We start from the raw sequence: 26,399 nt of genomic DNA, 5'->3' as shown, positions 1-26,399 counted from the left end.
ACGATGAAAAGGAATTGAAAAAGATCAATTTAAAATGATACAATCGTATTTATGTGAGAAAATCGGGAGTGTGAAGAGATGAGTAAGCGTGATTACTATGAAGTGCTTGGCGTGAGTAAGAGCGCCTCAAAGGACGAAATCAAAAAGGCATACCGCAAGCTTTCAAAAAAGTATCACCCTGATATTAATAAAGAAGCTGGCTCAGATGATAAATTCAAAGAAGTAAAAGAAGCCTATGAAACCCTTTCTGACGATCAAAAGCGTTCACATTATGACCAGTTCGGTCACACCGATCCAAACCAAGGATTTGGTGGCGGCGGATTTGGCGGTGGAGGAGACTTTGGCGGCTTCGGCGGCTTTGATGACATCTTCTCTAGTATTTTTGGCGGCGGAGCCAGAAGAAGAGATCCAAATGCACCGCGTCAAGGAGCGGACCTTCAATATACAATGACCCTTTCATTTGAAGAAGCGGCATTTGGGAAAGAAGCAACGATCGAGATTCCCCGCGAGGAATCATGTGAAACGTGTCATGGATCAGGTGCAAAACCTGGAACACAGGCGAAGACATGCTCACATTGCGGCGGATCAGGTCAACTAAATGTCGAGCAATCCACGCCATTTGGTAAAGTAGTCAACCGCAGAGTATGTAACTACTGTAGCGGAACTGGTAAACAAATTGAACATAAGTGTTCAACATGTGGTGGATCTGGTAAAGTGCGTAAGCGTAAGAAAATCAATGTGACGATCCCAGCAGGTGTGGACGATGGTCAGCAGCTTAGAGTATCTGGTCAAGGTGAACCAGGTGTAAATGGAGGACCTCCAGGCGATCTATTTGTTGTTTTCCATGTGAGGGCGCATGAATTCTTCGAACGAGATGGAGATGACATCTACTGCGAAATGCCGCTTACCTTTGCGCAGGCTGCACTAGGTGATGAAATTGAAGTGCCGACATTACATGGGAAAGTCAAATTAAAAGTTCCTGCGGGCACACAAACGGGTACGAAGTTTAGACTCAAAGGAAAAGGTGTAAAAAATGTACGCGGTTATGGTCAAGGCGATCAGCATATCGTTGTACGCGTCGTAACACCGACGAATTTAACTGAAAATCAAAAAGATATCATTAGAAAATTTGCTGAAGTGAGCGGAAATAAACCGGACGAACAAGAAATGAGCTTTTTCGATAAGGTGAAACGCGCATTTAAAGGCGAGTAAGACGGATAAGGAGTTGGTAGTATTGAAGTGGTCAGAAATTAGCGTCCATACAACAAATGAAGCGGTGGAACCGATCACCAATATTTTGCATGAAGCAGGTGCAAGTGGTGTCGTGATTGAGGACCCGCTTGATTTAGTCAAGGAACGTGAAAATGTATACGGTGAGATCTACCAGCTCGATCCGAATGATTATCCTGAGGAAGGGGTTATCGTCAAAGCCTACCTTCCGATGAATAGCTTTTTGATGGAAACGGTAGATGAGATCAAAGAAGCCATCAACAATCTTCTTCTATATGATATTGACCTTGGACGAAATACACTGTCAATTTGTGAAGTAAACGAAGAAGAATGGGCGACTGCATGGAAGAAATACTATCATCCTGTGAAAATCTCTGAGAAATTTACCATCGTCCCAACATGGGAAGAGTACACACCCGTTCATTCTGATGAATTGATCATCGAAATGGACCCTGGAATGGCATTTGGAACCGGTACACATCCAACAACGGTTCTTTGCATTCAGGCGCTTGAGCGCTATGTGAAGGAAAACGACACGGTGATTGACGTTGGAACAGGATCTGGCATTTTAAGTGTTGCCGCTGCAATGCTCGGTGCAAAAGACATTCATGCATTTGATCTCGACACCGTTGCAGTGGAAAGTGCAAAGCAGAACATCGAATTAAATGGTGTGAGCGAGCAAGTAACGGTAAAACAAAACAATTTACTTGATGGGATTTCAGGTGAACGCGATGTGATTGTGGCCAACATCCTTGCAGAGGTCATCTTGCGCTTTACAGATCAAGCGTATGATCTATTGAAGAAAGACGGTTACTTTATTACATCAGGCATTATCGGACAAAAGAAATTACAAGTCAAAACGGCTTTAGAAGAAGCCGGTTTTGAGATTGTTGAAGTGCTGTCAATGGAAGATTGGGTCAGCATTATAGCGAAAAAATAAAGCGAGTAGGTGTCAGGACACGTATGCAACGATATTTTATCGACCTCACAAAAGAAGAAGTGACGGAAAAGGGAAACATCGTCATAAAGGGTGAAGATGTTCATCACCTTGCAAACGTCATGCGGATGAAAGCAGGAGAAGACATCCTTTGCTTAACGACAGACGGCTTTGAAGCGCTCAGTAAAATTGATACAATAACAAAGGAAGAAGTGATTTGTCACTTGGAAGGCTGGACGAATCAGAATCGAGAGCTTCCGATCAAGGTGACGATTGCAAGCGGTCTGCCAAAAGGGGATAAGCTTGAATGGATTATCCAAAAAGGCACCGAGCTTGGCGCAAGTGCTTTTATTCCGTTTCAAGCGACTCGTTCGATTACAAAACTTGACCAAAAAAAGTCATTAAAAAAACGAGATCGCTGGGAAAAAATTGCGAAAGAAGCTGCTGAGCAGTCTTACCGGAATATCATTCCGCGCGTTCATCCAGTATCAACATTTAAAGAGCTGATTCAACTGGCCGGTGAATTCGATAAATGTGTCGTTGCATACGAAGAATCATCGAAAGAAGGCGAGCAAAGCCGGTTTCAAACGGTGCTCCAACAGATGAAGGGCGGACAAACCTTATTAGTGGTTTTTGGTCCAGAAGGCGGTTTAGCAGAAAAGGAGATTGAAGAACTTGAAGCGCATGGTGGAGTCATTTGCGGGCTTGGACCACGCATTTTAAGAACAGAAACAGCTCCTCTTTACGCGCTTTCTGCTATATCTTATCAAACAGAGTTATTAAGAGGTGAATCATGATGGGAACAGTAGCGTTCCATACACTTGGCTGTAAGGTCAATCACTACGAAACAGAAGCCATCTGGCAACTGTTTAAAGAAGCTGGCTATGAAAGAAAAGATTATGAATCAAAAGCAGACGTATATGTCATTAATACATGTACCGTCACCAATACAGGCGATAAAAAAAGCCGCCAAGTCATTAGAAGAGCCATTCGTCATAATCCGGATGGTGTCATTTGTGTAACAGGCTGTTACGCACAAACGTCTCCGGCAGAAATCATGGCGATTCCTGGCGTTGATATTGTGGTTGGCACACAAGACAGACATAAACTGCTTGGTTATATTGAAGAATACAGAAGAGAAAGACAGCCGATCAATGGAGTTGGCAATATCATGAAAGCACGGGTCTTTGAAGAACTAGATGTTCCTGCGTTTACTGACAGAACACGTGCTTCGTTAAAAATCCAAGAAGGCTGTAACAATTTCTGTACATTCTGCATTATCCCTTGGGCTCGCGGATTACTGCGTTCTCGCGATCCAGAAGAAGTCATCAATCAAGCGCAGCAGCTTGTCGATGCTGGCTACAAAGAAATTGTATTAACAGGTATTCATACAGGTGGATATGGTGAAGATTTAAAGGATTATAACTTTGCTAAGCTTCTGAAAGAATTAGATGAACGTGTGGCGGGATTAAAACGAATCCGCATTTCATCCATTGAAGCAAGTCAAATTACAGACGAAGTGATTGAAGTGCTCGATCAGTCAGATAAAATTGTGAGACACTTGCACATTCCGCTTCAATCTGGCTCTAATACTGTACTGAAAAGAATGCGCCGTAAATACACAATGGAATTCTTTGCAGAGCGTTTAACGAAGCTCAAAAAAGCATTGCCAGGTCTTGCTGTCACTTCAGATGTGATCGTTGGATTCCCAGGAGAAACAGAAGAAGAATTTATGGAAACATACAATTTTGTCAAAGACCATCAATTCTCTGAGCTCCATGTGTTCCCTTACAGCAAACGGACAGGTACGCCTGCTGCAAGGATGGAAGATCAAGTAGATGAGAATGTGAAAAACGAACGCGTTCATCGCCTCATTGCTCTTTCTGATCAGCTTGCGAAAGAATATGCATCGGCATATGAAGGCGATGTCTTAGAGATTATTCCAGAAGAATCCTTCAAAGAACAAGACGGAACGCACAATCTGTATGTAGGATATACTGATAACTACATGAAGGTCGTATTTGAAGGAACAGAAGACATGATCGGCCGTTTGGTGAAAGTGAAGATTACGAAAGCAGGTTATCCTTATAACGAAGGACAATTCGTCCGTATAAGTGATGACGTGCAGACGGATCAAGTGAGAATGACCTCATAATGAATGAAAAACCGGCAGCCATTAGGCAAGCCGGTTTCTTTTATGTTGACCGATTCGGAAGAAGGAACAAAATCAAGGCGTGAAAAGGGCGGATGAACGGGAAAAAGAGGAGAGAACTTGCAACATTAAACAGCAGACTAAAGTGCGCAATCTGCTGGGCAGGAGAGCTTGCTAAAAGCGCAACAAACTCTGTGATAAAGGCGAGAAAAGGAAGACATAAAAGAACACCTAGAACATTAAACACGACGTGTGCATACGCGGTTTGGCGGGCTGCATAACCGCCAGAGATAGCAGCCATCACGGCAGTGATACATGTTCCGATATTGGACCCTAAAACAAAGCTAATGCCTTCTTTTAGAGCGACAGTCCCTTCATTCATAAATCCCATCAAAATACCGATACATACAGAGCTTGAATGAACAATCGCCGTGACCACTGTACCAGAGAGAAGAGCTGTCCAATCGGAATGCTGCATCATTTCAAGGAAACGCAGCGTCTCTGGCTGACTGGTCATCATCCCTGCAATTTTTGAAAAACCTTGAATGCAAAAAAAGATCATGCCAAGCCCAAATAAACTTTTTCCTGCATATCGAAAAGATTTCCTGCCCAAAATGATACATAAAAGACCAGCTGCAATCAGAACCCACATAAACACGTCCATCTTAATGGCAATAAATTCTGTCGTAAATGTTGAGCCGATATTCGTTCCAAGAATCATGGGTATGGATTTTTTAAACGTGAGAATGCCTGTACTCACAAAGCCGATAACGATGACCATAAACGCCGAACTGCTTTGAAGAATCCCTGTAAACACAATACTGACCAAGAATGCTTTGACTGGATGATCTGTAAAGAGAAGAAGAGATTTCTCAATACGAGACGACGTGAGCGCCATTAATCCTTTCCTAAGCAAACCCATTGCCCATAAAAAAATGAAAATAAGTGCACAAAAATAAATGATCGCCATCATAGAAAAGTCCTCCTCTTACCAATGAATATATGGACTTGTCTACCTGCTCATGACGAAAATATATTTCCAAATCACTTAGTTGACCTCAACCTAGGCTTATATTATAATGTCTAGGTACATGTTTTGCATGTATATCTTTTTTTAATGCAGTCGATTGGTGTATTCGGAGGGAGGGAAAGAGAATGTCAAAAACGGTCGTTAGAAAAAACGAATCGCTTGAAGATGCTCTTCGTCGCTTTAAACGCAGTGTATCCAAAACTGGAACATTGCAAGAAGCAAGAAAGCGTGAATTTTATGAAAAGCCTAGCGTAAAGCGTAAGAAAAAGTCTGAAGCTGCTAGAAAACGTAAATTCTAAAGAGGGTGGATTTTATGAGTCTTCTTGAGCAATTAAATTCTGATATGAAGCTTTTTATGAAAAACCGAGAGAAAGACAAGCTTATTGTCATTCGTATGGTAAAGGCTTCACTGCAAAATGAAGCAATAAAGCTTAAGAAAGACAGTTTGACCGGAGATGAGGAACTAACCGTCCTTTCCCGCGAGATTAAGCAACGTAAAGACTCCCTCCATGAATTTTCGAAAGCTAATCGCTTAGATTTAGTAGATAAAGTTCAAAAAGAGATTGACATTTTAGACGTTTATTTACCTGAACAGCTTTCTGAAGAAGAACTGCAGGCGGTTGTGAAAGAAACAATCGCTGAAACCGGTGCTTCATCGAAAGCTGATATGGGTAAAGTCATGAGCGCTATAATGCCAAAGGTAAAAGGTAAAGCTGATGGTGCTGTGATTAACAGACTTGTCAGCGAGCAACTGTCTCAATAAAAAAGTATCCTTCTCATGTTAGAAGGGTACTTTTTTTATGCCTCCATAAACCTGTCATATAAAAATGAAACCTATGATACATTTGTAACGTATGTAAAGGAACGGTAAAATGAAAGAAAGAGAGGGGGGATCACCAAATAGATGAAAAAAATGAAAATTTCTATTGCTCTCTTCAGTTGTTTTATAATATGCTTGTTATTAGGGGTTCAATTGACCGCGAAATCAGCAGATCAGAAAGTTCATGTTATCCCAATTGAAGATACAGTAGAAAAAGGACTTTCTAAATTCATTGAACGATCATTTGAGCAGGCAAAGTCGGAACGGGCGAAGCACATCATTCTCGACATCAATACACCAGGTGGTGCAGTCGATGCGGCGCTTGAAATAGCCGATACCATTCGTGCATCCGATATCCCAGTGACAGCGTTTGTGAATCATAGAGCGCTTTCAGCCGGGGCATTCATTGCCTTAAATGCCGATCAAATTTATATGACCCCAAACGGAAAGATGGGGGCTGCTGCGATTATTGATGGTGAAGGCAACGCTGCCGATCAAAAATCTGAATCTCTATGGCTTGCTGAAATGAGTGACGCTGCTGAAAAGCAGGGGCGTGATCCAAAATATGCTCTTGCGATGGCAGATGTAGATATAGACGCAAAAGAAGCTGGTGCACCAAAAGGAGAATTGCTGACCTTTAACACAGATCGGGCACTTCAGTTCGGTTATGCAGAAGGAGAAGCGAAAAATATGGATGACTTGCTTCAGAAGCTGAACTTAGCAGATGCTTCTGTTCAATACGATGAAGTGAGCTTTGCTGAAAAGGTTGCGCGTTTTCTCACGCATCCGATCGTCATTCCTATCCTTTTATCCATCGCGAGCTTAGGGTTAATTGTTGAATTATATTCTCCCGGCTTTGGGGTCCCAGGCACCATGGGAGTCACAGCGCTTCTTCTATTCTTTTATGGTCATCTCGTGGCAGGTTTTGCAGGATATGAGACATTGTTCCTGTTTTTGGCAGGGATTGTGTTGATCATTCTGGAATTATTTTTGCCAGGGGGAATCGTGGGTGTCATTGGACTAATCTGTGTCGTTGTCAGCTTATTTTTAGCAGCTGGAAGCTTTACAGAAATGGCGATTTCCATCTTGATTGCCACTGCTGTTTCAATCATAGCAGTTATTTTATTGACAAAGGTGTTGGGGAAACGTATGAAATTTTTTAAAAAGTTCATTTTAACCGATTCAACCAATAAAGAAAGTGGTTATGTCTCAAATGAAACAAGAGATGATCTTGTAGGACAAATCGCAGTGACAGCAACAGCACTTCGTCCATCTGGTACGATTGTATTCGGAGACGAGCGCATTGATGTTGTGTCAGAAGGTGCTTTTATCGATAAGGATGAACAAGTAAAAATTGTGAAAGCGGAAGGCTCACGCATTGTCGTGAGGAAAGTATAGATATACTGATTTTATAGGAGGAATAAAATGGATCCATCTACTTTACTATTATTTGTGATTATCGCAGCAGGTTTGATCGTTCTATCGATCTTCTTCACCTTTGTACCGGTGATGCTGTGGATTTCTGCCCTAGCGGCTGGCGTAAGAGTGAGCATTTTTACACTTGTAGGAATGAGGCTTCGCCGAGTGATTCCAAACCGAGTGGTCAACCCGCTCATCAAAGCGCATAAAGCAGGTCTTGATGCGACGATTAACCAATTAGAAAGCCATTATCTTGCAGGTGGTAACGTAGACCGAGTTGTCAACGCACTGATCGCAGCTCAGCGTGCGAATATCGAATTGAACTTTGCTCGCTGTGCGGCAATCGACCTAGCAGGCCGTGACGTACTTGAAGCTGTCCAAATGAGTGTAAACCCTAAAGTCATTGAAACACCATTTATCTCAGGTGTTGCGATGGACGGGATTGAAGTAAAAGCAAAAGCACGTATTACAGTTCGTGCAAACATTGACAGACTTGTCGGTGGTGCAGGGGAAGAAACGATCATTGCTCGTGTAGGTGAAGGGATTGTTTCAACAATCGGTTCATCAGATAATCATAAAAAGGTTCTTGAAAATCCTGATATGATTTCTCAAACGGTTCTTGGTAAAGGATTAGATTCAGGTACAGCATTTGAAATTCTCTCGATTGATATCGCAGATGTTGATATCGGTAAGAATATCGGGGCGATCCTGCAGACAGACCAAGCAGAAGCCGACAAAAACATTGCACAGGCGAAAGCAGAAGAACGCCGCGCGATGGCTGTTGCACAAGAACAAGAAATGCGTGCGAGAGTTGAAGAAATGCGCGCGAAAGTAGTAGAAGCAGAGGCTGAAGTACCACTTGCAATGGCCGAAGCACTACGTGAAGGTAATATTGGAGTTATGGACTACATGAACATTAAGAATATCGATGCTGATACGGATATGAGAGATTCATTTGGCAAAATGACAAAAGGTCCATCTGATAATGAAAACAAATAAGCATCCTCTCACGCTTTAAGGAGGGAGCCCATTGGACATTCTATTTGAAAATCCGTTACTAATAGCGATTATCATCGGTATTATCTCTGCGGTCTTTGGGAAAATCGGCAAACAAGAGGAGAAGGAACAAAATAACCGGCAGCAAAAGCCGGCTCCTCAAAAGAAGGCAGAACAAACACGACCAGCCCCGGTCAAAACAGACCAGTTGGACGATTTTGGCGATGTACATGATCATGGCGGGATGAAGAAACAAGGTTCACAGTCCTTACAGGATCGTTATACAGCTACACTTGCCGAAATGGAAGAAAGAAAAAGCGAGCTGAATAAAGAGTTTCAATCGCTTGAAAGAGAACTTACAAGGCCAAAGGCAGCATCTGCTGGAATGAAGCCGAAAATCATTGAGAAACTCAACCAAGATACGGTCGTTCAAGGGATGATCCTTGGTGAAGTATTTGGAGAGCCTCGTGCGAAAAAGCCACATCGAACGATGAAACGGCCATATAAAAGATAAAGAAGTAAGCCCCCTCATCCTTAAGGGGGCTTTTTTGTTGTGTAATGGAGACTTTTTTTAGTCAAAATGATGAAACGGCTGTTTTACGGGATTCATTAGCATGATATGAACCGCTGAGGAATAGGATGATATAGAGGCTTTCTCATCAGTCTCACCATCTTTCAGTTTGATCTCATACACATGAGGTGGGAAGGGGTTCTTATTGAATGGGAAAAAGAAAAAATCAACTTAAAGCATGGCTGACAAGAACACTTGAAATCCCTCCGGACGTGATGATGGATCTTCCCCGTATTACGATGGTTGGCAGACTCCATATTTACATAGAGAACCATAAAGGGCTTTTACTTTTCAGTGATCAAGAGGTAAGGCTGATGCTCAAGCAAGGACAGTGCATTATTTCAGGAAAAGACTTTGTGATTAAAACGATTTTGCCAGAAGAGATCTTATTAGAGGGGAAAATCGATGAGGTCCGTTATATTGATTCTTAACTGACGGAGGGGAGAAACGTGAAGAACAAATGGTTTGCCTATTTTATTGGCAGAGTGGAAGTGGAGATAAGAGGAAGCGGTATTGAGCGGCTAATCAATGAGTGCACGAGACAGGGGATCACAATTTTTCAAGTGAGCCGCCGTCAAGACAGCGTGCGCTTATTTATTCGCCTCTCAGATGTACATGCCTTTAGAAAAGTGCGCAGACATCATGAGGTGAAATGTTCGTTTCATCAAAAGAAAGGGTTCCCGTTTCTTCTTCTATGGTCGAGAAGAAATATTGGCTTCACCCTCGGGATGGCTTTTTTCCTAGTGACGATATTGGCTCTTTCAAATATGGTGTGGAAAATTGAGATTAAAGGTGCGAATCCAGAAACAGAACACCAAATGAGAAAGCATCTGGACGAAATAGGGGTGCAAAAAGGGCGTTTTCAGTTTCTCATGGGGACCCCTGAAAAAATACAAAAATCATTGACGACCAATATTCAGAGCATTACATGGGTCGGAGTTGAACTGAACGGAACGACGTTTCAAATGAAAGTGGTCGAAAAAAATGAACCTGAAAAGGAGAAATATACAAGTCCTCAGCACATCGTTGCCAAGAAAAAGGCGGTCATCACGAGAATGTATGTAGAAAAGGGGGAACCGCTTGCCCAGGTCGATGAGCATGTGAAAAAAGGGCAGATGCTCGTCTCAGGTTTAATCGGGAGTGAAGATCAGAAAAAAACGGTCGGAGCCAAAGCGAAAATCTATGGTGAAACATGGTACCGATCTGAAGTTTCTGTCCCTCTCCGAACATCTTTTGATGTCTTTACGGGTAAAATGAAGACAAAGCACAAGCTCTCCTTATTTGGAGGCTCCATCCCATTTTGGGGATTTTCCTTTAAAAAAGATGATTTTCAGCAGCCGAAAACAGAAACAGAAGTTCACCCGCTTCATTTTTTGAATATGCAGCTACCGTTCTCCTATGAAAAGGAAATCACACGAGAAAGTGAAAAAATAAATCGAGAATACACAAATAAAGAAGCGGTTCAAGCAGGGATTAAAATGGGTAAAAAAGAATTAGAAGAAAAGCTAGGTCAAACAGGTGAGGTGAAAAGTGAAAAAGTTTTGCACGAGACAACAGGGAATGGTAAAGTTAAGTTAATCATCCTTTACCAAGTAATAGAAGATATTGTTCAACCAACACCTATTGTTCAGGGAGACTAGAGAATGACAGAACATTTACTTGAGATTCAACAAAAATTGGATAGCCCAAATGAAGCCATTGCTTTATTTGGCAATCAAGATGCTTATCTGAAACTGATGGAAAACGAGCTGAATGTCTCCATTATCACACGTGGAGAGAAAGTGTATGTTTCTGGTCAGGAAGCATCAAGAGATACTGTGAGCCGTTTGATTACATCTCTCTTACATCTCATTCGTAAAGGAATTGAGATTTCTGAGCGGGATGTCGTCTATGCCATTAAAATGGCGCAAAAAGACAAGCTCAATTATTTTGAAAATATGTATGAAGATGAAATTACGAAAAATGCCAAAGGAAAATCGATCAGAGTCAAAACGATCGGCCAGCGTGAATATGCTGCGGCAATGAAAAAAGATGATCTGGTCTTTGGGATTGGACCTGCTGGTACAGGTAAAACGTATTTGGCAGTGGTCAACGCCGTACATGCCCTGAAAAATGGACATGTCAAACGGATTATCCTGACAAGGCCAGCTGTTGAAGCAGGAGAAAGTCTTGGCTTTTTGCCAGGAGATTTAAAAGAAAAAGTCGATCCTTATTTAAGACCGCTATATGATGCTTTGCACGATGTGCTTGGTAGTGATCATACGGAACGTTTAATTGAGCGCGGAGTGATTGAAATTGCCCCTCTTGCCTATATGAGAGGGCGGACGCTTGATGATGCATTTGTGATTTTAGATGAAGCGCAGAATACAACGCCAGCTCAAATGAAAATGTTTTTGACGAGACTAGGCTTTGGTTCTAAAATGGTCATTACAGGAGATATTACACAAATTGATCTGCCTAAAGGTATGCAGTCAGGTCTTGCGGCTGCAAAGGACATGCTTGCTGAGATCAAGGGTATCTCATTCATTGAATTAGATCAGACAGATGTGGTCAGACACCCGCTTGTGGCGAAGATCATTGGAGCATACGAAAAGCAAAAATGAACTGAGTGACCCGATCGCCTTAATCGGGTCATTTTGTTTCGATCGTGGTTTAAAGTAAAAAAGGAGGTACTTTCCTTGAGAAAGAATCAGAAAGGCAGTAAGCGCAAAAGGCTGCTGTCTAAAAAAGAACCTCAGAAAATGGAGCGCTCACGCTATTTAAACGTACTGCTATACGCTGGTTTAGCGGCCATCCTGTTTGTGGTGCTCTTCTTCCATGTAAAGCCTGAATCGCTCGACCTAGATTTGTTTTCAGTGAGCGAACAGACCATCTATTCTCCGTCTACCGTTGATGACCAAGAAGCAACAGAAGAAAAGAAACAAGAAGCAACGGATCAAGTGGAAGACCAATATACACTCAAAAAAGCGTATTCTGATAATCGTGTTGACCTTATTTCATCCCTCTTTGAAGCCATTAAAGAAGAGAAGAAAGCAGCAGCTGATGACAAAGAGAGCCCGCCAACAGATCAAGAGATGGTGAAGCGTGTAAAAGAGAAACTCACAACCGATATGCAGGAAGCTGTTTCGGATCAATCGATTAAAGCGCTGCTCCAAGCAAGCGACGAAAACCTTTCTTTTACAAAGGACTCCATCATCACAGTAGTCAATTCGCTCATGGGGAAAGAAATCACAGCTTCTAAGCTGCAAGATGAAAAGAAACAAGTGAAAGCAGAGCTTGAAAACAATTCGATTCCGTCAAAATATTTAAATGCAGCGAAAGAAATTGGTGAATTTGCGATTATTCCAAACTATGTATTTGACCCGGTGGCAACAGAGAAGAAAAGACAAGAAGCAGCTGATAATATTCAGCCAGTTCAAATCAAGCAAGGGCAAATTTTAGTGGAAGAAGGCGAGCTCATTGACCGTGAAGTGTATCGTAAATTAGAACTGACCGGTCTTTTAAACAGTTCCAATTTGTTTAAGCCTGTAAGCGGTCTTATCATCTTAATCGGTCTTTTCTTAGCGGCGATTGTCCACTCACTTGAATCGAGGAAAAAGTCGCTCGTCCATAAGAATAAATCGTTACTGCTGTACTCGCTCATTTTCACTATTATTTTAATCATCATGGAAGTATTCAGTCTCTTCCAGGAAACCAAATATACAACCATCGGCTACGTCGTGCCTGTGGCACTTGGCACGATGCTGATTAAGCTGCTGATCAATGAGCGGCTGGCGATCTTCTCCGGCCTTGTATTTGCCCTTTGCGGCAGTATGATGTTTAATCAAGGAGTAACAGGCGTCTTTAACTATGTCATCTGTGCTTATTATCTAATAAGCGGGATGGCGGGGATTTTATTTTTGAGAAAACATAATGCGAGATCAAAAATTTTGCAGGCGGGGCTTTGGGTAGCTTTGGTGAATGTACTTGTTGTGCTGTCCATTACGCTGATTCAAAATTCTTCTCCATCAGGGCTTGAAATAGGTGTGAACCTCATCATGGCGATTGTGTCAGGGTTTGCATCGGCTATTTTGGTTATTGGGTTAATGCCAGTCTTTGAGAGCATGTTTGGTATTCTTTCGACCATGAAGCTTATTGAATTATCGAACCCGAATCATCCGCTGCTGAAAAAGATCTTAACAGAGACGCCAGGTACATATCATCATAGTGTCATGGTGGCGAATTTAGCGGATGCTGCATGTGAAGCAGTCGGTGCAAATGGATTGTTAGCAAGGGTTGGGGCTTATTATCATGACATTGGAAAAACGAAAAGACCCCAATACTTTATTGAAAACCAAATGAACATTGATAATCCGCACGACAAGCTTTCTCCTCAGCTGAGCAAGAATATTATTATTGCCCATACGACAGATGGTGCTGAAATGCTGAGAGAAAAGAAGTTTCCAGAGGAACTTGTGGACATTGCAGAACAGCATCACGGAAAGTCCCTGCTGAAGTTCTTTTACTATAAGGCAAAAGAACGGGATGATCAGGTGACAGAAGAAGAATTTCGTTATCCTGGTCCAAAACCGCAATCGAAAGAAGCGGCCATTATTTCTGTAGCTGACAGCGTGGAAGCGGCGGTTCGTTCGATGCATAATCCAAACCCTGAGCGGATTGAAAAGCTTGTCAAAGGCATTATTTCAGATAAGATGCAGGATGGGCAATTTAGTGAATGTGATCTGACATTTAAAGAATTAAATATTATTAGCCAAACAATTTGTACAACATTAAAGGGGATTTTCCATTCTCGGATTGAATATCCAGATGCCCCGAAGCAGAAGGTGAAGTAAATGACATTGTTAATCGATTTAATAGATGAAACAGGACAAGTATCGAAAGAGCAGCTTGAAGAAGTGGAAAAGCTTCTTCAATTTGCTGCGGATGCCCTTGAGGTAAAAGATCAAGCGGAAGTATCAGTATCGATCGTTTCAAATGAAGAAATTCATCAAATTAATAAAGAATACCGAGGAAAAGATGCACCAACAGATGTAATTTCATTTGCCCTTGAGGAAGAAGGCGAAGGGGAAATTGAAATCATTGGAGCTGATGACATCCCGCCTGTACTTGGTGACATTATCATTAGTGTTGATCGTACGAAAGAGCAAGCAGAGGAATATGGACATTCCTTCATGAGAGAGCTAGGATTTTTAACGATTCATGGTTTTCTTCATTTGCTTGGCTATGATCATATGACAGAAGAAGATGAAAAAGAAATGTTCGCCAAACAGACAAAAATCTTGGATGATTATGGCCTTTCGAGATCATCGTAAGAAGCGAACGCCGCTTGTCCGTTTTTTTCGGAGTTTTTATTATGCATTTAGAGGAATATGGCGAACTTTCTTGAATGAACGGAATTTTCGGTTTCACACAGTCGCAGCCATCATCGTGGTGATTTGCGGCTTTTGGTTTCACATTCATCCGGTTGAATGGATGATCATTCTGCTTTTATGTGGCGGGATGTTTGCGTTAGAACTTGTGAATACAGCGATTGAACATACAGTAGATCTTTTCACAGAAGAGAAGCATCCTCTTGCTGAGAGAGCGAAGGACGCGGCAGCAGGCGCTGTTTGCGTTTACGCCGCCATTTCGGTTATGATTGGGTTGATCATCTTCTTACCGAAGATCATGCAATAGAACAATATTACTATTTATTAACATTTTTAGAAATGGGCGTGAAAATGTCACGTGAATTATGTAAAATATAAATGTGACAGTGGTACCATTTCTTCTGAAAGTGGGAACTAGAATGAACAAACAAGAGTTGATTTCAGAAGCAGTCAAAGCAAGAGATTTTGCATATGTACCCTATTCTAAATTCAAAGTCGGTGCAGCATTATTATCGCATGACGGAAAAGTGTATGGCGGCTGCAATATTGAAAATGCAGCATATGGTATGTGTAATTGTGCGGAAAGAACAGCACTTTTTAAAGCGTACTCAGAGGGCATCACATCTTTTCAAATGCTTGCAGTAGTGGCTGATACAGATCGGCCTGTTTCACCATGCGGCGCATGCAGACAGGTCATTTCAGAGCTATGTGCACCTGATATGCCAGTGATTCTAACGAACTTAAAAGGTCATATATACGAAACGACAGTAAACGAACTATTGCCAGGCGCATTTTCACCGGAGGATTTAAATGACTAACGAAAGCTTCAAATCAGGATTTGTATCAATTATTGGAAGACCAAATGTAGGGAAATCGACCTTTCTTAATCGTGTAATTGGACAAAAGATTGCGATTATGAGTGATAAGCCTCAAACGACTCGAAACAAAGTGCAAGGTGTTCTGACAACGAACACGTCACAAACGATTTTTATCGATACACCAGGAATTCATAAACCGAAGCACAAACTTGGCGATTTTATGATGAGGGTGGCTCAAAATACACTCAAGGAAGTCGACCTGATCTTGTTTATGATCAACGCACAGGAAGGCTATGGAAAAGGTGATGAATTCATCATTGAACGACTAAAGCAAACATCGACACCGGTGTTCCTTGTCGTCAATAAAATTGACCAAATTCATCCGGATGAACTGTTCCTTTTAATTGATGAATACCGTACACGTTACCCATTTAAGGAAATTGTGCCAATTTCAGCACTTGAAGGCAACAACATTGATACGCTTCTTCAGCAAATTGAAGGTTATCTTCCAGAAGGCCCTCAATTTTATCCGGCAGATCAAGTAACAGATCACCCAGAGCGATTTATTATTTCTGAATTAATTCGTGAAAAAGTGCTGCATTTAACGAGAGAAGAGATCCCTCACAGTATTGCGGTTGCAATTGAATCGATCAAGCCAGATGAAAACGGCAAGATTCATGTTGCAGCGACCATCGTCGTAGAACGTGATTCACAAAAAGGGATTGTGATTGGTAAGCGCGGCAGCTTATTAAAAGAAGTGGGACAAAAAGCGCGCAGAGACATTGAAGCACTTTTAGGCTCAAAGGTGTATTTAGAGCTTTGGGTAAAAGTGCAGAAGGACTGGCGTAATAAATCCACACATCTTCGTGATTTCGGATTTAGAGAAGACGAATATTAAAAACCGATACAGTTGTTAGTAGATCTGACAATGGTGCGGTTCGATTAGTAAAAATTGTTTATCATGAAATGGAGGTAGCCTGGTCAAGATAAAATTAATATGTTGGATGTAGCGTTGCTGCTTCTAATAAAGAAAGGTGGGGTTTTTATGTTGAATTTTACATGGAACGTATTTTCACAAACAGGAAGCGTTGACACGTATCTGCTTTTCAAAGAGTTAGAAAAGGAGAACCTGGAAAGACCCGATGTACTTGAAGAAGAAATAGCACGACTTGATTTTCCAATCTTATAATTCTTGACCCCCTCCAATGCTCGGAGTGTAGACAAATGCTCATTAAAAGTGAAGGAATCGTCCTTAGAACAACAGATTATGGCGAAACAAACAAAATTGTCACGCTGCTCACTAGAGAACATGGGAAAATTGGTGTGATGGCAAGAGGCGCTAAGAAATCGAACAGCCGCCTGTCAGCCATAAGCCAGCCGTTTTTATACGGAACCTTCCTGATCCAATCATCAACAGGACTTGGAACGCTCCAGCAAGGTGAAATGATGGAAAGCATGCGAACCATTCGGGAAGATTTATTTCTGACTGCATATGCCGCATATATGACAGAATTACTTGATAAAGGAACAGAAGAAAAGAAGCCAAACCCTTACTTGTTTGAACTTCTTCTTCAATCTTTACGCCATCTCAATGAAGGCACAGATGCTGATATTATTTTATTTATCGTAGAGGTTAAAATGCTGTCAGTGATGGGGTTGAAGCCTGAACTGGACCAATGTGTACACTGCGGTCAAAAAGAAGGGCAGTTCCATTTCTCAATTAGAGATAACGGATTCATCTGTAGGCAATGCTTTTCTAAAGATCCATATAAACTGCCCTTATCCCCAGCAGCAGCAAGACTGCTCCGTTTGTTTCATTATTTTGATTTATCAAGGCTTGGTCAGGTTGACGTGAAACCACAGACGAAACAAGAAATTCGTCAAGTGCTCGATCATTATTATGAAGAGTATTCAGGTCTTTATTTAAAATCAAAAAAATTCATGAATCAAATGGAATCCATGAAAAAGCTAATGGACGGCGAAAACAAAAGTTGACATCTCTCGTGACTTTTTGTAAGATCATCTAAGATCAAATATGTTGCATTGACAGAAAGAAGTACTTACGTATCAGCCATAAAAGCGACCTTAGGACGGTGTGAGCTAAGGATGGACACGTAACGAAAGGCATTCTTGAGCAACGTAAAACAAAGCGGCTGGGTGCTACGACACCAGCAAATAGGGTGGAACCGCGGGAAAAACTCTCGTCCCTATGTTTGCAAGGAACCTTGTGAGCATAGAGACGGGAGTTTTTGTGTTTTGCAAAAAGGTTCTAGGCCCCACCGCCATACATAGCGGATGGTGTAAAAAAGATGGAGGTGCGATCATTGAATATTCAAGACATGATTTTGACACTGCAAAAGCATTGGTCAAATGAAGGCTGCGTATTAATGCAGGCATATGACACAGAAAAAGGTGCTGGAACGATGAGTCCATACACGTTCCTCAGAAGCATTGGACCAGAGCCATGGAAGGTAGCCTATGTAGAACCGTCAAGACGCCCGGCTGACGGCAGATATGGAGAAAACCCAAACAGATTGTATCAACATCATCAATTTCAAGTGATCATTAAGCCATCACCTGACAATATTCAAGAACTGTATCTAAAATCATTGAAGGCGCTTGGCATTGACCCGCTGAAACATGATATTCGTTTTGTTGAAGACAACTGGGAAAACCCATCTCTTGGCTGCGCAGGACTTGGCTGGGAAGTTTGGCTTGATGGAATGGAAATTACGCAATTTACGTATTTCCAGCAAGTCGGCGGTTTAGAATGTAAGCCAGTTTCTGTTGAAATCACATACGGAATTGAGCGTCTTGCTTCTTACATTCAGGACAAAGAAAATGTATTTGATCTTGAATGGACAGATGGCTTTACTGTAAGAGATTTATTCTTAATGGCTGAATACGAGCATTCTGTGTATACGTTTGAAACATCTAATACGGATATGCTGTTCGATTTATTTACAACATATGAAAAAGAAGCACATAGCCAAATGGACAAAGGGCTTGTTCACCCGGCATATGATTATGTACTCAAATGTTCTCACACATTTAACCTGCTTGATGCCAAAGGCGCGATTTCTGTGACTGAGCGAACAGGTTATATCGGAAGAGTACGTCAGTTAGCGAGAAAAGTAGCCAAAACATATTACGAAGAACGAGAAAAACTAGGATTCCCTATGCTAAAAGAGGAGGCGGCTTCTCATGAATAAACAAGATGTATTACTTGAAATCGGCTTAGAAGAGATGCCGGCTCGTTTCATGCCAGAAAGCACAAAGCAACTAGGTGACAAAGTAAAAGCTTGGTTCGTAGCGCAAAATATTTCATTCGAAGACGTTGCTTTATTTAATTCACCAAGACGTCTAGCTGTACTCGTCAAAGGTGTTGCAGAAAAACAAGAGGACATCAAAGAAGAAGCAAAAGGACCGGCTAAAAAGATTGCTCAAGATGCTGAAGGCAATTGGACAAAAGCTGCCGAAGGTTTTGCCCGCGGACAAGGTGCTTCAACAGATGATCTTTATTTCAAAGACATCAAAGGTGTGGATTATGTCCATGTCCAAAAGTTTCAAGAAGGAAAACAAGTCAAAGACCTTCTTCCAGCATTGGGTGACATTGCAGCTTCATTGAGTTTTCCAAAGAACATGAGATGGGGAAGCGAGGATTTACGCTATATCCGTCCAATTAAATGGATTGTTTGTTTATTTGGTCAAGAGATCATTCCTGTCGAAATTGCAGGAGTGAAAAGCGGACGGGAGACTAGAGGACATCGTTTCCTAGGGACGACAGCCAGCATTGACACACCAGCTTCTTATGAGCAAACATTAAGAGATCAATTTGTCATTGTAGATTCAGATAAAAGAAAACAATTAATTACTGAGCAATTACATGCGCTTTCTTCCGAAAAAGGCTGGGTCATTCCAGTTGATCCTGAGCTTCTAGAAGAAGTGAACGATCTCGTTGAATATCCAACCGTTCTATTTGGTTCTTTTGAAGAAGAATTTCTTGCGCTGCCGGAAGAAGTGCTTGTCACGACAATGAAAGAGCATCAGCGTTATTTCCCAGTGAAAAATGAACAAGGGGAATTACTGCCGCACTTTATTACGGTCAGAAATGGAAACAGTGAGGCACTTGAAAATGTGGCAAGAGGGAACGAGAAGGTCCTTCGTGCACGTTTATCAGATGCGGCATTTTTCTATAAAGAAGACGAAAAACTCGTCATTGAAGACAACATTCAAAAGCTTGATAAAGTCGTATTCCATGAGAAACTTGGCACGATTGGTGACAAGCTGAAAAGAGTAACAGACATTGCCGTCCGCCTAGCAGATCATGTGGGTGCAGATGAAGAAACGTCTAAACGCGCTGCAAGAGCAGCCAGTATTTCTAAATTTGACCTTGTGACTCAGATGGTCTATGAATTCCCAGAATTGCAAGGAATCATGGGTGAAAAATATGCTAGAGCACTTGGCGAGCATGAAGAAGTGGCAAAGAGTATCAACGAGCACTATATGCCGCGTTTTGCCGGTGACGATGCGCCGTCAACACTTATTGGGGCGATTGTTGCAGTGGCGGATAAGCTAGATTCTATTTGTTCATTCTTCTCAATTGATGTCATTCCAACTGGCTCTCAAGATCCTTATGGATTAAGAAGACAAGCGAGCGGTATCGTTCAAATCCTGCTCGACCGCCAATGGAATCTTTCATTTAAAGAGCTTTTAGCACTAGCTCAAGTAGATGCAAAACATGAAGCGGCTCTCATTGAATTTTTAACACACCGTTTGAAATATGTCCTCCAAGCAGAACATATCCGTCATGACGTGGTGGAAGCAGTCCTTGATGTTGAAAATATTGAACCATATGCGGTTGTGAAAAAAGCGGCTGTTCTTGAAGAGAGCGTGAAACAGGAGAGTTTCAAAGAAACGGCTGAGGCACTAGGCCGCGTCATTTCAATCAGTAAAAAAGGGGAAGACGCACAGATTCAGCCTGAACTGTTTGAAAATGAACACGAACAAAAGCTATTTGAAGCGTATCAGCAAGCGGAAAAAGCCGTCAACGAGTATATGGCAAGAGGACAGTACCATTCAGCACTTGAAGCGTTAGATACGTTAAAAGCACCAATTGTTCATTATTTTGACCATACCATGGTTCATGCCGATGATGAAAAACTGAAACAAAATCGTTTGGCACAAATGGTCAAACTTGCAAAAGTCATTCAATCATTTGCGAATATGAACAATTTAATTGTAAAATAAATACCTAAGAACGGTTGCCTTTTTCGAAGGGCAATCGTTTTTTACTCATTTAATTCACGGTTTTTGAGTGGATTTTTGTTTCATTCGGACGAAGATGCGCTATAATATGATGAGTTATGAAATTGATATACATAAAGTAAGGATTCGCTCTCTCTATTTAAAGGTGGTGAGTACAATCGAGTTAAATAAACGGCAAGAGCAGATTTTACAGATTGTCAAAGAGAATGGTCCGATCACTGGAGAGCATATCGCCGATCGGCTGAACTTAACAAGGGCTACCCTCAGACCGGATTTAGCCATTTTAACGATGTCTGGCTTTTTAGAAGCAAGACCAAGGGTCGGCTACTTTTTTACAGGCAAAACAGGCACGCAGCTTCTGGCAGATAAGCTGAAAAAACTTCAAGTGAAAGATTTTCAGTCCATTCCGGTCGTGATACACGAGAATGTTTCGGTTTATGATGCGATTTGTACGATGTTTTTAGAGGATGTGGGCACATTATTCGTTGTGGACGATCACTCTATTTTAACAGGCGTGTTATCAAGAAAAGACCTCCTTCGAGCAAGTATTGGGAAACAAGAGCTTCCGTCTATACCTGTCCATATTATTATGACAAGAATGCCGAACATTACCGTTTGCCGCAAAGAAGATTTTATTATGGATGTGGCCAAGCACTTGATTGAAAAACAAATAGATGCACTTCCTGTTATAAAAGATACGGATAAAGGCTTTGAAGTGGTCGGCAGAATTACGAAAACAAACATGACGAAAATACTTGTTAGCTTATCAGAGAACGAAATTATCTAATTACAGAAGACTGCGAGGGGATGTTATGAGTAATCGTGTAATTTTTGTTGTATCAGATTCAGTCGGAGAAACGGCAGAGCTCGTGGTCAAAGCGGCACTTAGCCAATTTGATGGCGGCTCATCCGACCATTCAAATATTAGAAGAATCCCATATGTAGAGGATGTCGGTACGATTAAAGAAGTGATTTCATTGGCGAAAGCAGATAATGGAATCGTTTGCTTTACTCTTGTTGTGCCAGAAATGCGCCAATTCTTAATTGAAGAAGCAGAAGCGAATGGCGTCGTGTACTATGACATTATCGGTCCACTTATTGATAAAATGGAGACGGCATATGGAAATGAAGCGAAACATGAGCCAGGTCGTGTACGTCAATTAGATGAGGACTATTTTAAAAAGGTAGAAGCCATTGAGTTCGCTGTGAAATATGATGATGGCCGGGACCCAAGAGGTATTCTAAAGGCTGATATTGTGCTGATTGGTGTATCGCGTACGTCTAAGACACCACTTTCTCAATACTTAGCACATAAACGCTTGAAGGTAGCAAACGTTCCGATTGTTCCTGAAGTTGATCCGCCAGAGGAGTTATTCTCAGTTGATCCAAAAAAATGCATCGGCCTAAAAATTAGTCCAGACAAACTAAATCATATCCGTAAAGAACGTTTAAAATCACTCGGTTTAAATGACCGTGCCATTTATGCGAATATCGAGCGGATTAAAGAGGAACTAGAATATTTTGAAAAAGTGGTTGACCGCATTAACTGTCAAGTTGTTGATGTATCGAATAAAGCAGTTGAGGAGACAGCAAATGTCATTCATCAAATGCTGACCAAAAGAGGTTCCGAATAAACTCAGGATGCTCCTCCTGGGTTTTTCCTATGGTGGGAAACGGGTAAACAAAAACAATAGCATATTTGCTGCATTTGTATTATAATAAAAAATTGTGATAAAATGATTGATTTTAGGTTTAAGTTAAGTCAAGAACGAATAAACTAATATTGGCAGAAGTCAAGTGATTCTGAACATAACTTTTCGACAAAATGAGTTTTACTGTTGATTGCTTTATGGGGGAAAAGTATGGTCTTTTTGCTTCTCTAAAGCAGGAATAAGGTGGAGGGATGGAGAATTAGTCACCTGAATGAACGTAAAAAAGAAAGGACGATTTATGTCGATGCAGATGCTTGTCCTGTAAAAGACGAAATCCTTTCTGTCGCATCTCAATTTCAAGTACCTGTGACTTTCATTGCTTCATATGAGCATTTTCAAACCAAACGATCACCACTTGAAGATTGGCGGTTTGTTGATACACATAAGGAAGCAGCAGATTTAGTCATTGCGAACTTAGCTGTCAAGCACGATATTGTTGTCACCCAGGATATTGGTCTGGCCTCCTTACTGCTTCCAAGACAAGTCATTGTTCTGTCTGAAAGAGGACGAATGTACACAAACGAAACAATTGATTTTGATTTGGAACGCAGGCATGTTTCCAGTAAACAGCGAAGAAAAGGTGTATACGGAAAAGGTCCCAAAAAGCTTTTAGAAGAGGATAAAAAGCGATTTATTGCCCAACTACAAAAAATCCTGTCGAATCATGAAGGATTTTTGAATTAAAAGGCGAATAATGTACGACGGAGTGTTATTAGGATGAGCAAACGTATACCAGATGAACTTTTGGAGCAAATCCAAAAAAACGCAGACATTGTCGAAGTGATTGGAGAATACGTACAGCTTAGAAAACAAGGTCGGAATTACTTCGGTCTTTGTCCATTCCATGGTGAAAATACTCCTTCATTCTCTGTTTCAGCAGATAAGCAAATCTTCCATTGTTTTGGCTGTGGTGCAGGAGGCAATGTATTTTCGTTCCTCAGACAAATGGAAGGCTACTCATTTATTGAAGCCGTTTCACATGTTGCTGATAAGTACCATATTGATTTGCCGGATCATGTAGCGAATGCGCAGATCAGTTCCTCACAGCAAGAGGATACAGCAGACCATAAAATGATTGAGGCGCATGAGCTTCTTAAGAAATTTTACCACCATTTGCTGGTAAATACAAAGGAAGGTCAAAACGCACTCGATTATTTAAGGTCCAGGGGCTTTACGGATGAAACAATTGCCAAGTTTGAGATCGGGTATGCTCTCGACTCGTGGGATTTCGTGACCAAGTTTTTAGAAAAACGAGGGTTTGATCCTGCGATGATGGAGAAGGCTGGTCTTTTGATTCAACGAGAAAACGGCACAGGTTTTTTTGACCGCTTTAGAGATCGTGTCATGTTTCCAATTCATGATCATCACGGGACGGTTGTCGCTTTTTCTGGAAGATCACTTGGTGATCAGCAGCCAAAGTATATGAATAGTCCTGAAACGCCACTTTTTCATAAAAGTAAGCTGCTTTATCACTTTCATGACGCGCGTATGCATATTAGAAAACGCGAACGTGCAGTCCTTTTCGAAGGATTTGCTGACGTCATCTCGGCTGTCACAAGTGGTGTTGGCGAAAGTGTTGCAACAATGGGTACGTCTTTAACAGAAGAGCACGTAAAGCTTCTTAGGCGGAACGTAGAAGAAATCATTTTATGTTATGACTCTGACACGGCCGGGTATGAAGCGACCATGAAAGCATCAGATTTGCTTGGAAAAAGAGGATGTAAAGTTCGCGTTGCCATGATACCAGATGGACTTGATCCAGATGATTACATTCGTAAATATGGCGGCGAGAAATTTAGGAATGACATCATAGATGCAAGTGTGACATTAATGACATTTAAGATGAATTTTTTCCGAAGAGGAAAGAATTTGTCTGACGAAGGAGACCGCCTGACTTACATGAAGCAGGTTCTCCGAGACATCAGCCGATTAAACGGTTCCTTGGAACAAGAGATTTACATGAAGCAGCTGGCCGGGGAGTTCTCCATTTCACTTGACTCATTAAAGGAGCAATTGGAGCTTTTTGAAAAGCAGCAGCGACAAGAGGCCAAGAGCTCGCAAGAAGAAAATGGGCTTGAAAAGCGGCGTGCACATCTGTCAACACAGGTAAGACGAAAACGTCTAAGGCCGGCATATGAAAACGCAGAGCGAATGCTCCTTGCACATATGTTGAAAAATGATGACGTGATCCGAAAAGTGCTTGATAGGATAGGGTTTGAATTTAATATAGATTCGCACAGAGCGCTGGCAACATACATTTATGCATTGTATGAAGAAGGCAAGGAGCCGACCCCGCAGCATCTGATGAACCGTATAGAAGATGATGTGATCAATCAGCTCCTGACGGATATATTCATGATTCAAGTTGGAGACGAACTAAGTGAAGCTGAATTAAGTGATTATGTAAAAAAAGTGTTGAATCATCGGAATTTGTCAATGATAAAGGAAAAAGAACTAGAACGTGCAGAGGCGGAGAGGCAAAAAGATTTCTTCAAAGCGGCAACACTTGCAAAAGAAATTATTCAGTTGAACCGTTCGCTGAAGTAATACGTCTACTATTTATGACAAGACTTACGGCTGGCAATGAATCCTTTAATGGGAGGAGCATAAGACCGCAAGCATCTTGCCTTCATCATTATTTATTTTATTCCTATTTGCTCATTCTGTTTGATAGAGAGAGAAAGGCAGAGCAGAAGCAAATCGCAAGTTACTTTAGAATTCGTTGCAAGCTTTGGAAGGAGGGATCCATAATGGCTGATAAACAAGCCCACGAAACTGAAACTGAATTAACCTTTGAACAGGTGAGAGATAAGCTCACTGAAACGGGTAAAAAACGGGGCGTTTTAACATACGAAGAAATTGCAGAGCGTATGTCTAGCTTTGAAATTGAATCAGACCAGATGGATGAATACTATGAATACTTAGGCGAACAGGGTGTAGAACTCATCAGTGAAAATGAAGAGACTGAAGACCCAAATGTTCAGCAGCTGGCTAAGGCAGAAGAGGAATTTGACCTGAATGATTTAAGCGTACCACCAGGTGTCAAAATTAATGATCCTGTTCGTATGTACTTAAAAGAGATCGGGCGCGTCAATTTGCTATCTGCGAAAGAAGAGATTACGTATGCTCAAAAGATTGAAGAAGGCGATGAGGAATCAAAAAGAAGATTAGCGGAAGCGAACCTTCGTCTTGTTGTCAGCATTGCGAAACGTTATGTTGGTCGTGGTATGCTGTTCCTTGACTTAATTCAAGAAGGAAACATGGGGCTCATGAAGGCGGTTGAGAAGTTTGATTACCGCAAAGGATACAAATTCTCAACATATGCGACTTGGTGGATTAGACAGGCGATCACACGTGCGATTGCCGATCAGGCGAGAACAATCCGGATCCCGGTTCATATGGTGGAAACCATTAATAAATTAATCCGTGTCCAAAGACAGCTTCTACAAGATCTAGGTAGAGAACCAACGCCAGAAGAAATTGCGGAAGACATGGATTTAACACCAGAGAAAGTAAGAGAAATTCTTAAAATTGCGCAAGAGCCAGTATCTTTAGAAACACCTATTGGTGAGGAAGATGACTCGCATCTTGGTGATTTTATCGAAGACCAAGAGGCGACTTCTCCATCAGACCATGCTGCCTATGAGCTCTTAAAAGAGCAGCTTGAAGATGTATTAGATACGCTAACGGACCGTGAAGAAAATGTGCTGAGACTGCGTTTCGGACTAGATGACGGAAGAACACGCACATTAGAAGAGGTAGGAAAGGTTTTTGGCGTAACAAGAGAGCGTATTCGCCAAATTGAAGCGAAAGCTCTTCGTAAATTAAGACACCCAAGCAGAAGTAAACGATTAAAAGACTTCTTAGAATAGAAACCGGACGGATCTTGAGAGAGATCCGTTCTTTCTTCATCAAAATGAAAACGCTTTTTTGATCTGATTATATTTTACTGAATAACAAATGAATTTGCAACGTTCTTAGAGAAAAGATGTATAAAAAATACATCTAAATGTGCTGAAGGCTTCTTTTCTCATTTTGAATCATTTTTGTCTAATCTGTGAACTTGACCAAAGTTTT

27 protein-coding genes are annotated in these 26,399 nt (G+C 41.5%); 26 read left to right on the top strand and 1 reads right to left on the bottom strand.

Going from position 1 to position 26,399, the window contains the following annotated elements; translation table 11 throughout:
- The first annotated feature begins 78 nt into the window (after nt 1-78).
- The 4 genes from dnaJ to mtaB are packed head-to-tail and all read left to right on the top strand — an operon-like array spanning nt 79 to nt 4,322.
- Complete coding sequence (gene dnaJ, locus ID12_RS16310; protein WP_008342467.1) at nt 79-1,212, top strand: molecular chaperone DnaJ; 1,134 nt, start codon at nt 79-81, stop codon at nt 1,210-1,212.
- A gap of 22 nt (nt 1,213-1,234) precedes the next feature.
- A complete protein-coding gene (gene prmA / locus ID12_RS16305) occupies nt 1,235-2,170 on the top strand; it encodes a 50S ribosomal protein L11 methyltransferase (protein ID WP_035390850.1) in 936 nt (311 codons plus the stop codon).
- Between the two features lie 23 nt (nt 2,171-2,193).
- Complete coding sequence (locus ID12_RS16300) at nt 2,194-2,964, top strand: 16S rRNA (uracil(1498)-N(3))-methyltransferase (protein WP_050827427.1); 771 nt, start codon at nt 2,194-2,196, stop codon at nt 2,962-2,964.
- On the top strand, nt 2,964-4,322 hold the full coding sequence (gene mtaB, locus ID12_RS16295) for a tRNA (N(6)-L-threonylcarbamoyladenosine(37)-C(2))-methylthiotransferase MtaB (RefSeq protein WP_017367626.1): 1,359 nt from the start codon (nt 2,964-2,966) through the stop codon (nt 4,320-4,322). The genes ID12_RS16300 and mtaB overlap by 1 nt, the downstream gene beginning before the upstream one ends.
- A gap of 40 nt (nt 4,323-4,362) precedes the next feature.
- Here the strand turns inward: mtaB and ID12_RS16290 are convergent, their stop codons facing one another.
- A complete protein-coding gene (locus ID12_RS16290; RefSeq protein WP_050827425.1) occupies nt 4,363-5,292 on the bottom strand; it encodes a Na/Pi symporter in 930 nt (309 codons plus the stop codon).
- Between the two features lie 182 nt (nt 5,293-5,474).
- Between ID12_RS16290 and rpsU the strand changes: the two genes are divergently transcribed.
- The 22 genes from rpsU to rpoD all read left to right on the top strand — a co-directional run bounded on the left by rpsU (nt 5,475) and on the right by rpoD (nt 26,194).
- The gene (gene rpsU, locus ID12_RS16285) at nt 5,475-5,648 is read left to right on the top strand and encodes a 30S ribosomal protein S21 (protein WP_003152957.1); all 174 of its coding nucleotides are present in this window, start codon (nt 5,475-5,477) and stop codon (nt 5,646-5,648) included.
- Between the two features lie 14 nt (nt 5,649-5,662).
- On the top strand, nt 5,663-6,112 hold the full coding sequence (locus ID12_RS16280) for a GatB/YqeY domain-containing protein (RefSeq protein WP_007501319.1): 450 nt from the start codon (nt 5,663-5,665) through the stop codon (nt 6,110-6,112).
- A 141-nt stretch (nt 6,113-6,253) separates the two neighbouring features.
- Nucleotides 6,254-7,567: an NfeD family protein gene (locus ID12_RS16275; RefSeq protein WP_007501318.1), complete on the top strand. Its 1,314-nt coding sequence runs from the start codon at nt 6,254-6,256 to the stop codon at nt 7,565-7,567.
- 27 nt (nt 7,568-7,594) lie between these two features.
- On the top strand, nt 7,595-8,587 hold the full coding sequence (gene floA, locus ID12_RS16270) for a flotillin-like protein FloA (protein ID WP_007501317.1): 993 nt from the start codon (nt 7,595-7,597) through the stop codon (nt 8,585-8,587).
- A 31-nt stretch (nt 8,588-8,618) separates the two neighbouring features.
- A complete protein-coding gene (locus ID12_RS16265; protein ID WP_050827423.1) occupies nt 8,619-9,098 on the top strand; it encodes a hypothetical protein in 480 nt (159 codons plus the stop codon).
- 206 nt (nt 9,099-9,304) lie between these two features.
- Nucleotides 9,305-9,586, top strand: coding sequence for a sporulation protein YqfC (yqfC, locus tag ID12_RS16260; protein WP_003217398.1), 282 nt, complete (start codon nt 9,305-9,307; stop codon nt 9,584-9,586).
- Between the two features lie 18 nt (nt 9,587-9,604).
- Nucleotides 9,605-10,795 (top strand): sporulation protein YqfD, encoded by a 1,191-nt coding sequence (gene yqfD, locus ID12_RS16255; RefSeq protein WP_041090989.1) that lies wholly within the window; start codon nt 9,605-9,607, stop codon nt 10,793-10,795.
- A 3-nt stretch (nt 10,796-10,798) separates the two neighbouring features.
- Nucleotides 10,799-11,758 carry a PhoH family protein gene (locus tag ID12_RS16250; RefSeq protein ID WP_008342419.1) on the top strand — a complete coding sequence of 320 codons (960 nt, stop codon included), beginning with the start codon at nt 10,799-10,801 and terminating at the stop codon, nt 11,756-11,758.
- Between the two features lie 114 nt (nt 11,759-11,872).
- Nucleotides 11,873-13,987: an HD family phosphohydrolase gene (locus tag ID12_RS16245; RefSeq protein ID WP_419761248.1), complete on the top strand. Its 2,115-nt coding sequence runs from the start codon at nt 11,873-11,875 to the stop codon at nt 13,985-13,987.
- A complete protein-coding gene (gene ybeY / locus ID12_RS16240; protein WP_007501310.1) occupies nt 13,988-14,467 on the top strand; it encodes an rRNA maturation RNase YbeY in 480 nt (159 codons plus the stop codon). It abuts the gene before it with no gap.
- A complete protein-coding gene (locus tag ID12_RS16235) occupies nt 14,445-14,831 on the top strand; it encodes a diacylglycerol kinase family protein (protein ID WP_008342413.1) in 387 nt (128 codons plus the stop codon). The genes ybeY and ID12_RS16235 overlap by 23 nt, the downstream gene beginning before the upstream one ends.
- A gap of 112 nt (nt 14,832-14,943) precedes the next feature.
- Nucleotides 14,944-15,342, top strand: coding sequence for a cytidine deaminase (locus ID12_RS16230; RefSeq protein WP_008342410.1), 399 nt, complete (start codon nt 14,944-14,946; stop codon nt 15,340-15,342).
- Nucleotides 15,335-16,240 carry a GTPase Era gene (gene era, locus ID12_RS16225; protein ID WP_007501305.1) on the top strand — a complete coding sequence of 302 codons (906 nt, stop codon included), beginning with the start codon at nt 15,335-15,337 and terminating at the stop codon, nt 16,238-16,240. The genes ID12_RS16230 and era overlap by 8 nt, the downstream gene beginning before the upstream one ends.
- A gap of 147 nt (nt 16,241-16,387) precedes the next feature.
- Nucleotides 16,388-16,531 (top strand): YqzL family protein, encoded by a 144-nt coding sequence (locus tag ID12_RS19155; RefSeq protein WP_008342408.1) that lies wholly within the window; start codon nt 16,388-16,390, stop codon nt 16,529-16,531.
- Nucleotides 16,532-16,566: 35 nt separating this feature from the next.
- Complete coding sequence (recO, locus tag ID12_RS16220) at nt 16,567-17,337, top strand: DNA repair protein RecO (RefSeq protein ID WP_007501304.1); 771 nt, start codon at nt 16,567-16,569, stop codon at nt 17,335-17,337.
- Nucleotides 17,338-17,666: 329 nt separating this feature from the next.
- Nucleotides 17,667-18,554 (top strand): glycine--tRNA ligase subunit alpha, encoded by an 888-nt coding sequence (gene glyQ, locus ID12_RS16215; protein WP_050827420.1) that lies wholly within the window; start codon nt 17,667-17,669, stop codon nt 18,552-18,554.
- Entirely contained in the window at nt 18,547-20,592 is a 2,046-nt protein-coding gene (gene glyS, locus ID12_RS16210) for a glycine--tRNA ligase subunit beta (RefSeq protein WP_050827418.1), read from the top strand. Before glyQ ends, glyS begins: the two co-directional genes overlap by 8 nt.
- 166 nt (nt 20,593-20,758) lie before the next feature.
- Nucleotides 20,759-21,397 carry a transcriptional regulator CcpN gene (locus tag ID12_RS16205; RefSeq protein ID WP_024423017.1) on the top strand — a complete coding sequence of 213 codons (639 nt, stop codon included), beginning with the start codon at nt 20,759-20,761 and terminating at the stop codon, nt 21,395-21,397.
- Between the two features lie 25 nt (nt 21,398-21,422).
- Entirely contained in the window at nt 21,423-22,244 is an 822-nt protein-coding gene (locus tag ID12_RS16200; protein WP_008342399.1) for a pyruvate, water dikinase regulatory protein, read from the top strand.
- 261 nt (nt 22,245-22,505) lie between these two features.
- A complete protein-coding gene (locus tag ID12_RS16195; protein WP_008342395.1) occupies nt 22,506-23,006 on the top strand; it encodes a YaiI/YqxD family protein in 501 nt (166 codons plus the stop codon).
- Between the two features lie 33 nt (nt 23,007-23,039).
- Nucleotides 23,040-24,869: a DNA primase gene (gene dnaG / locus ID12_RS16190; RefSeq protein ID WP_050827417.1), complete on the top strand. Its 1,830-nt coding sequence runs from the start codon at nt 23,040-23,042 to the stop codon at nt 24,867-24,869.
- A gap of 203 nt (nt 24,870-25,072) precedes the next feature.
- A complete protein-coding gene (gene rpoD / locus ID12_RS16185; protein WP_008342392.1) occupies nt 25,073-26,194 on the top strand; it encodes an RNA polymerase sigma factor RpoD in 1,122 nt (373 codons plus the stop codon).
- Nucleotides 26,195-26,399: the final 205 nt, after the last annotated feature.

This window comes from Bacillus altitudinis (genome assembly GCF_001191605.1).
Classification (GTDB): domain Bacteria; phylum Bacillota; class Bacilli; order Bacillales; family Bacillaceae; genus Bacillus; species Bacillus altitudinis.
The sequence above is the reverse complement of the archived record's forward strand: the minus strand, read 5'-3'. Positions and strand labels throughout refer to the sequence as shown.

What these genes read in the sequence shown, in the direction of transcription:
- dnaJ (WP_008342467.1), top strand. Translation starts at nt 79, where the DNA reads ATGAGTAAGCGTGATTACTATGAAGTGCTTGGCGTGAGTAAGAGCGCC.
- ID12_RS16300 (WP_050827427.1), top strand. Translation starts at nt 2,194, where the DNA reads ATGCAACGATATTTTATCGACCTCACAAAAGAAGAAGTGACGGAAAAG.
- mtaB (WP_017367626.1), top strand. Translation starts at nt 2,964, where the DNA reads ATGGGAACAGTAGCGTTCCATACACTTGGCTGTAAGGTCAATCACTAC.
- ID12_RS16290 (WP_050827425.1), bottom strand. Translation starts at nt 5,292, where the DNA reads ATGATGGCGATCATTTATTTTTGTGCACTTATTTTCATTTTTTTATGG.
- rpsU (WP_003152957.1), top strand. Translation starts at nt 5,475, where the DNA reads ATGTCAAAAACGGTCGTTAGAAAAAACGAATCGCTTGAAGATGCTCTT.
- ID12_RS16280 (WP_007501319.1), top strand. Translation starts at nt 5,663, where the DNA reads ATGAGTCTTCTTGAGCAATTAAATTCTGATATGAAGCTTTTTATGAAA.
- ID12_RS16275 (WP_007501318.1), top strand. Translation starts at nt 6,254, where the DNA reads ATGAAAAAAATGAAAATTTCTATTGCTCTCTTCAGTTGTTTTATAATA.
- floA (WP_007501317.1), top strand. Translation starts at nt 7,595, where the DNA reads ATGGATCCATCTACTTTACTATTATTTGTGATTATCGCAGCAGGTTTG.
- yqfC (WP_003217398.1), top strand. Translation starts at nt 9,305, where the DNA reads ATGGGAAAAAGAAAAAATCAACTTAAAGCATGGCTGACAAGAACACTT.
- ID12_RS16250 (WP_008342419.1), top strand. Translation starts at nt 10,799, where the DNA reads ATGACAGAACATTTACTTGAGATTCAACAAAAATTGGATAGCCCAAAT.
- ybeY (WP_007501310.1), top strand. Translation starts at nt 13,988, where the DNA reads ATGACATTGTTAATCGATTTAATAGATGAAACAGGACAAGTATCGAAA.
- ID12_RS16235 (WP_008342413.1), top strand. Translation starts at nt 14,445, where the DNA reads ATGGCCTTTCGAGATCATCGTAAGAAGCGAACGCCGCTTGTCCGTTTT.
- ID12_RS16230 (WP_008342410.1), top strand. Translation starts at nt 14,944, where the DNA reads ATGAACAAACAAGAGTTGATTTCAGAAGCAGTCAAAGCAAGAGATTTT.
- era (WP_007501305.1), top strand. Translation starts at nt 15,335, where the DNA reads ATGACTAACGAAAGCTTCAAATCAGGATTTGTATCAATTATTGGAAGA.
- ID12_RS19155 (WP_008342408.1), top strand. Translation starts at nt 16,388, where the DNA reads ATGTTGAATTTTACATGGAACGTATTTTCACAAACAGGAAGCGTTGAC.
- recO (WP_007501304.1), top strand. Translation starts at nt 16,567, where the DNA reads ATGCTCATTAAAAGTGAAGGAATCGTCCTTAGAACAACAGATTATGGC.
- glyS (WP_050827418.1), top strand. Translation starts at nt 18,547, where the DNA reads ATGAATAAACAAGATGTATTACTTGAAATCGGCTTAGAAGAGATGCCG.
- ID12_RS16200 (WP_008342399.1), top strand. Translation starts at nt 21,423, where the DNA reads ATGAGTAATCGTGTAATTTTTGTTGTATCAGATTCAGTCGGAGAAACG.
- dnaG (WP_050827417.1), top strand. Translation starts at nt 23,040, where the DNA reads ATGAGCAAACGTATACCAGATGAACTTTTGGAGCAAATCCAAAAAAAC.
- rpoD (WP_008342392.1), top strand. Translation starts at nt 25,073, where the DNA reads ATGGCTGATAAACAAGCCCACGAAACTGAAACTGAATTAACCTTTGAA.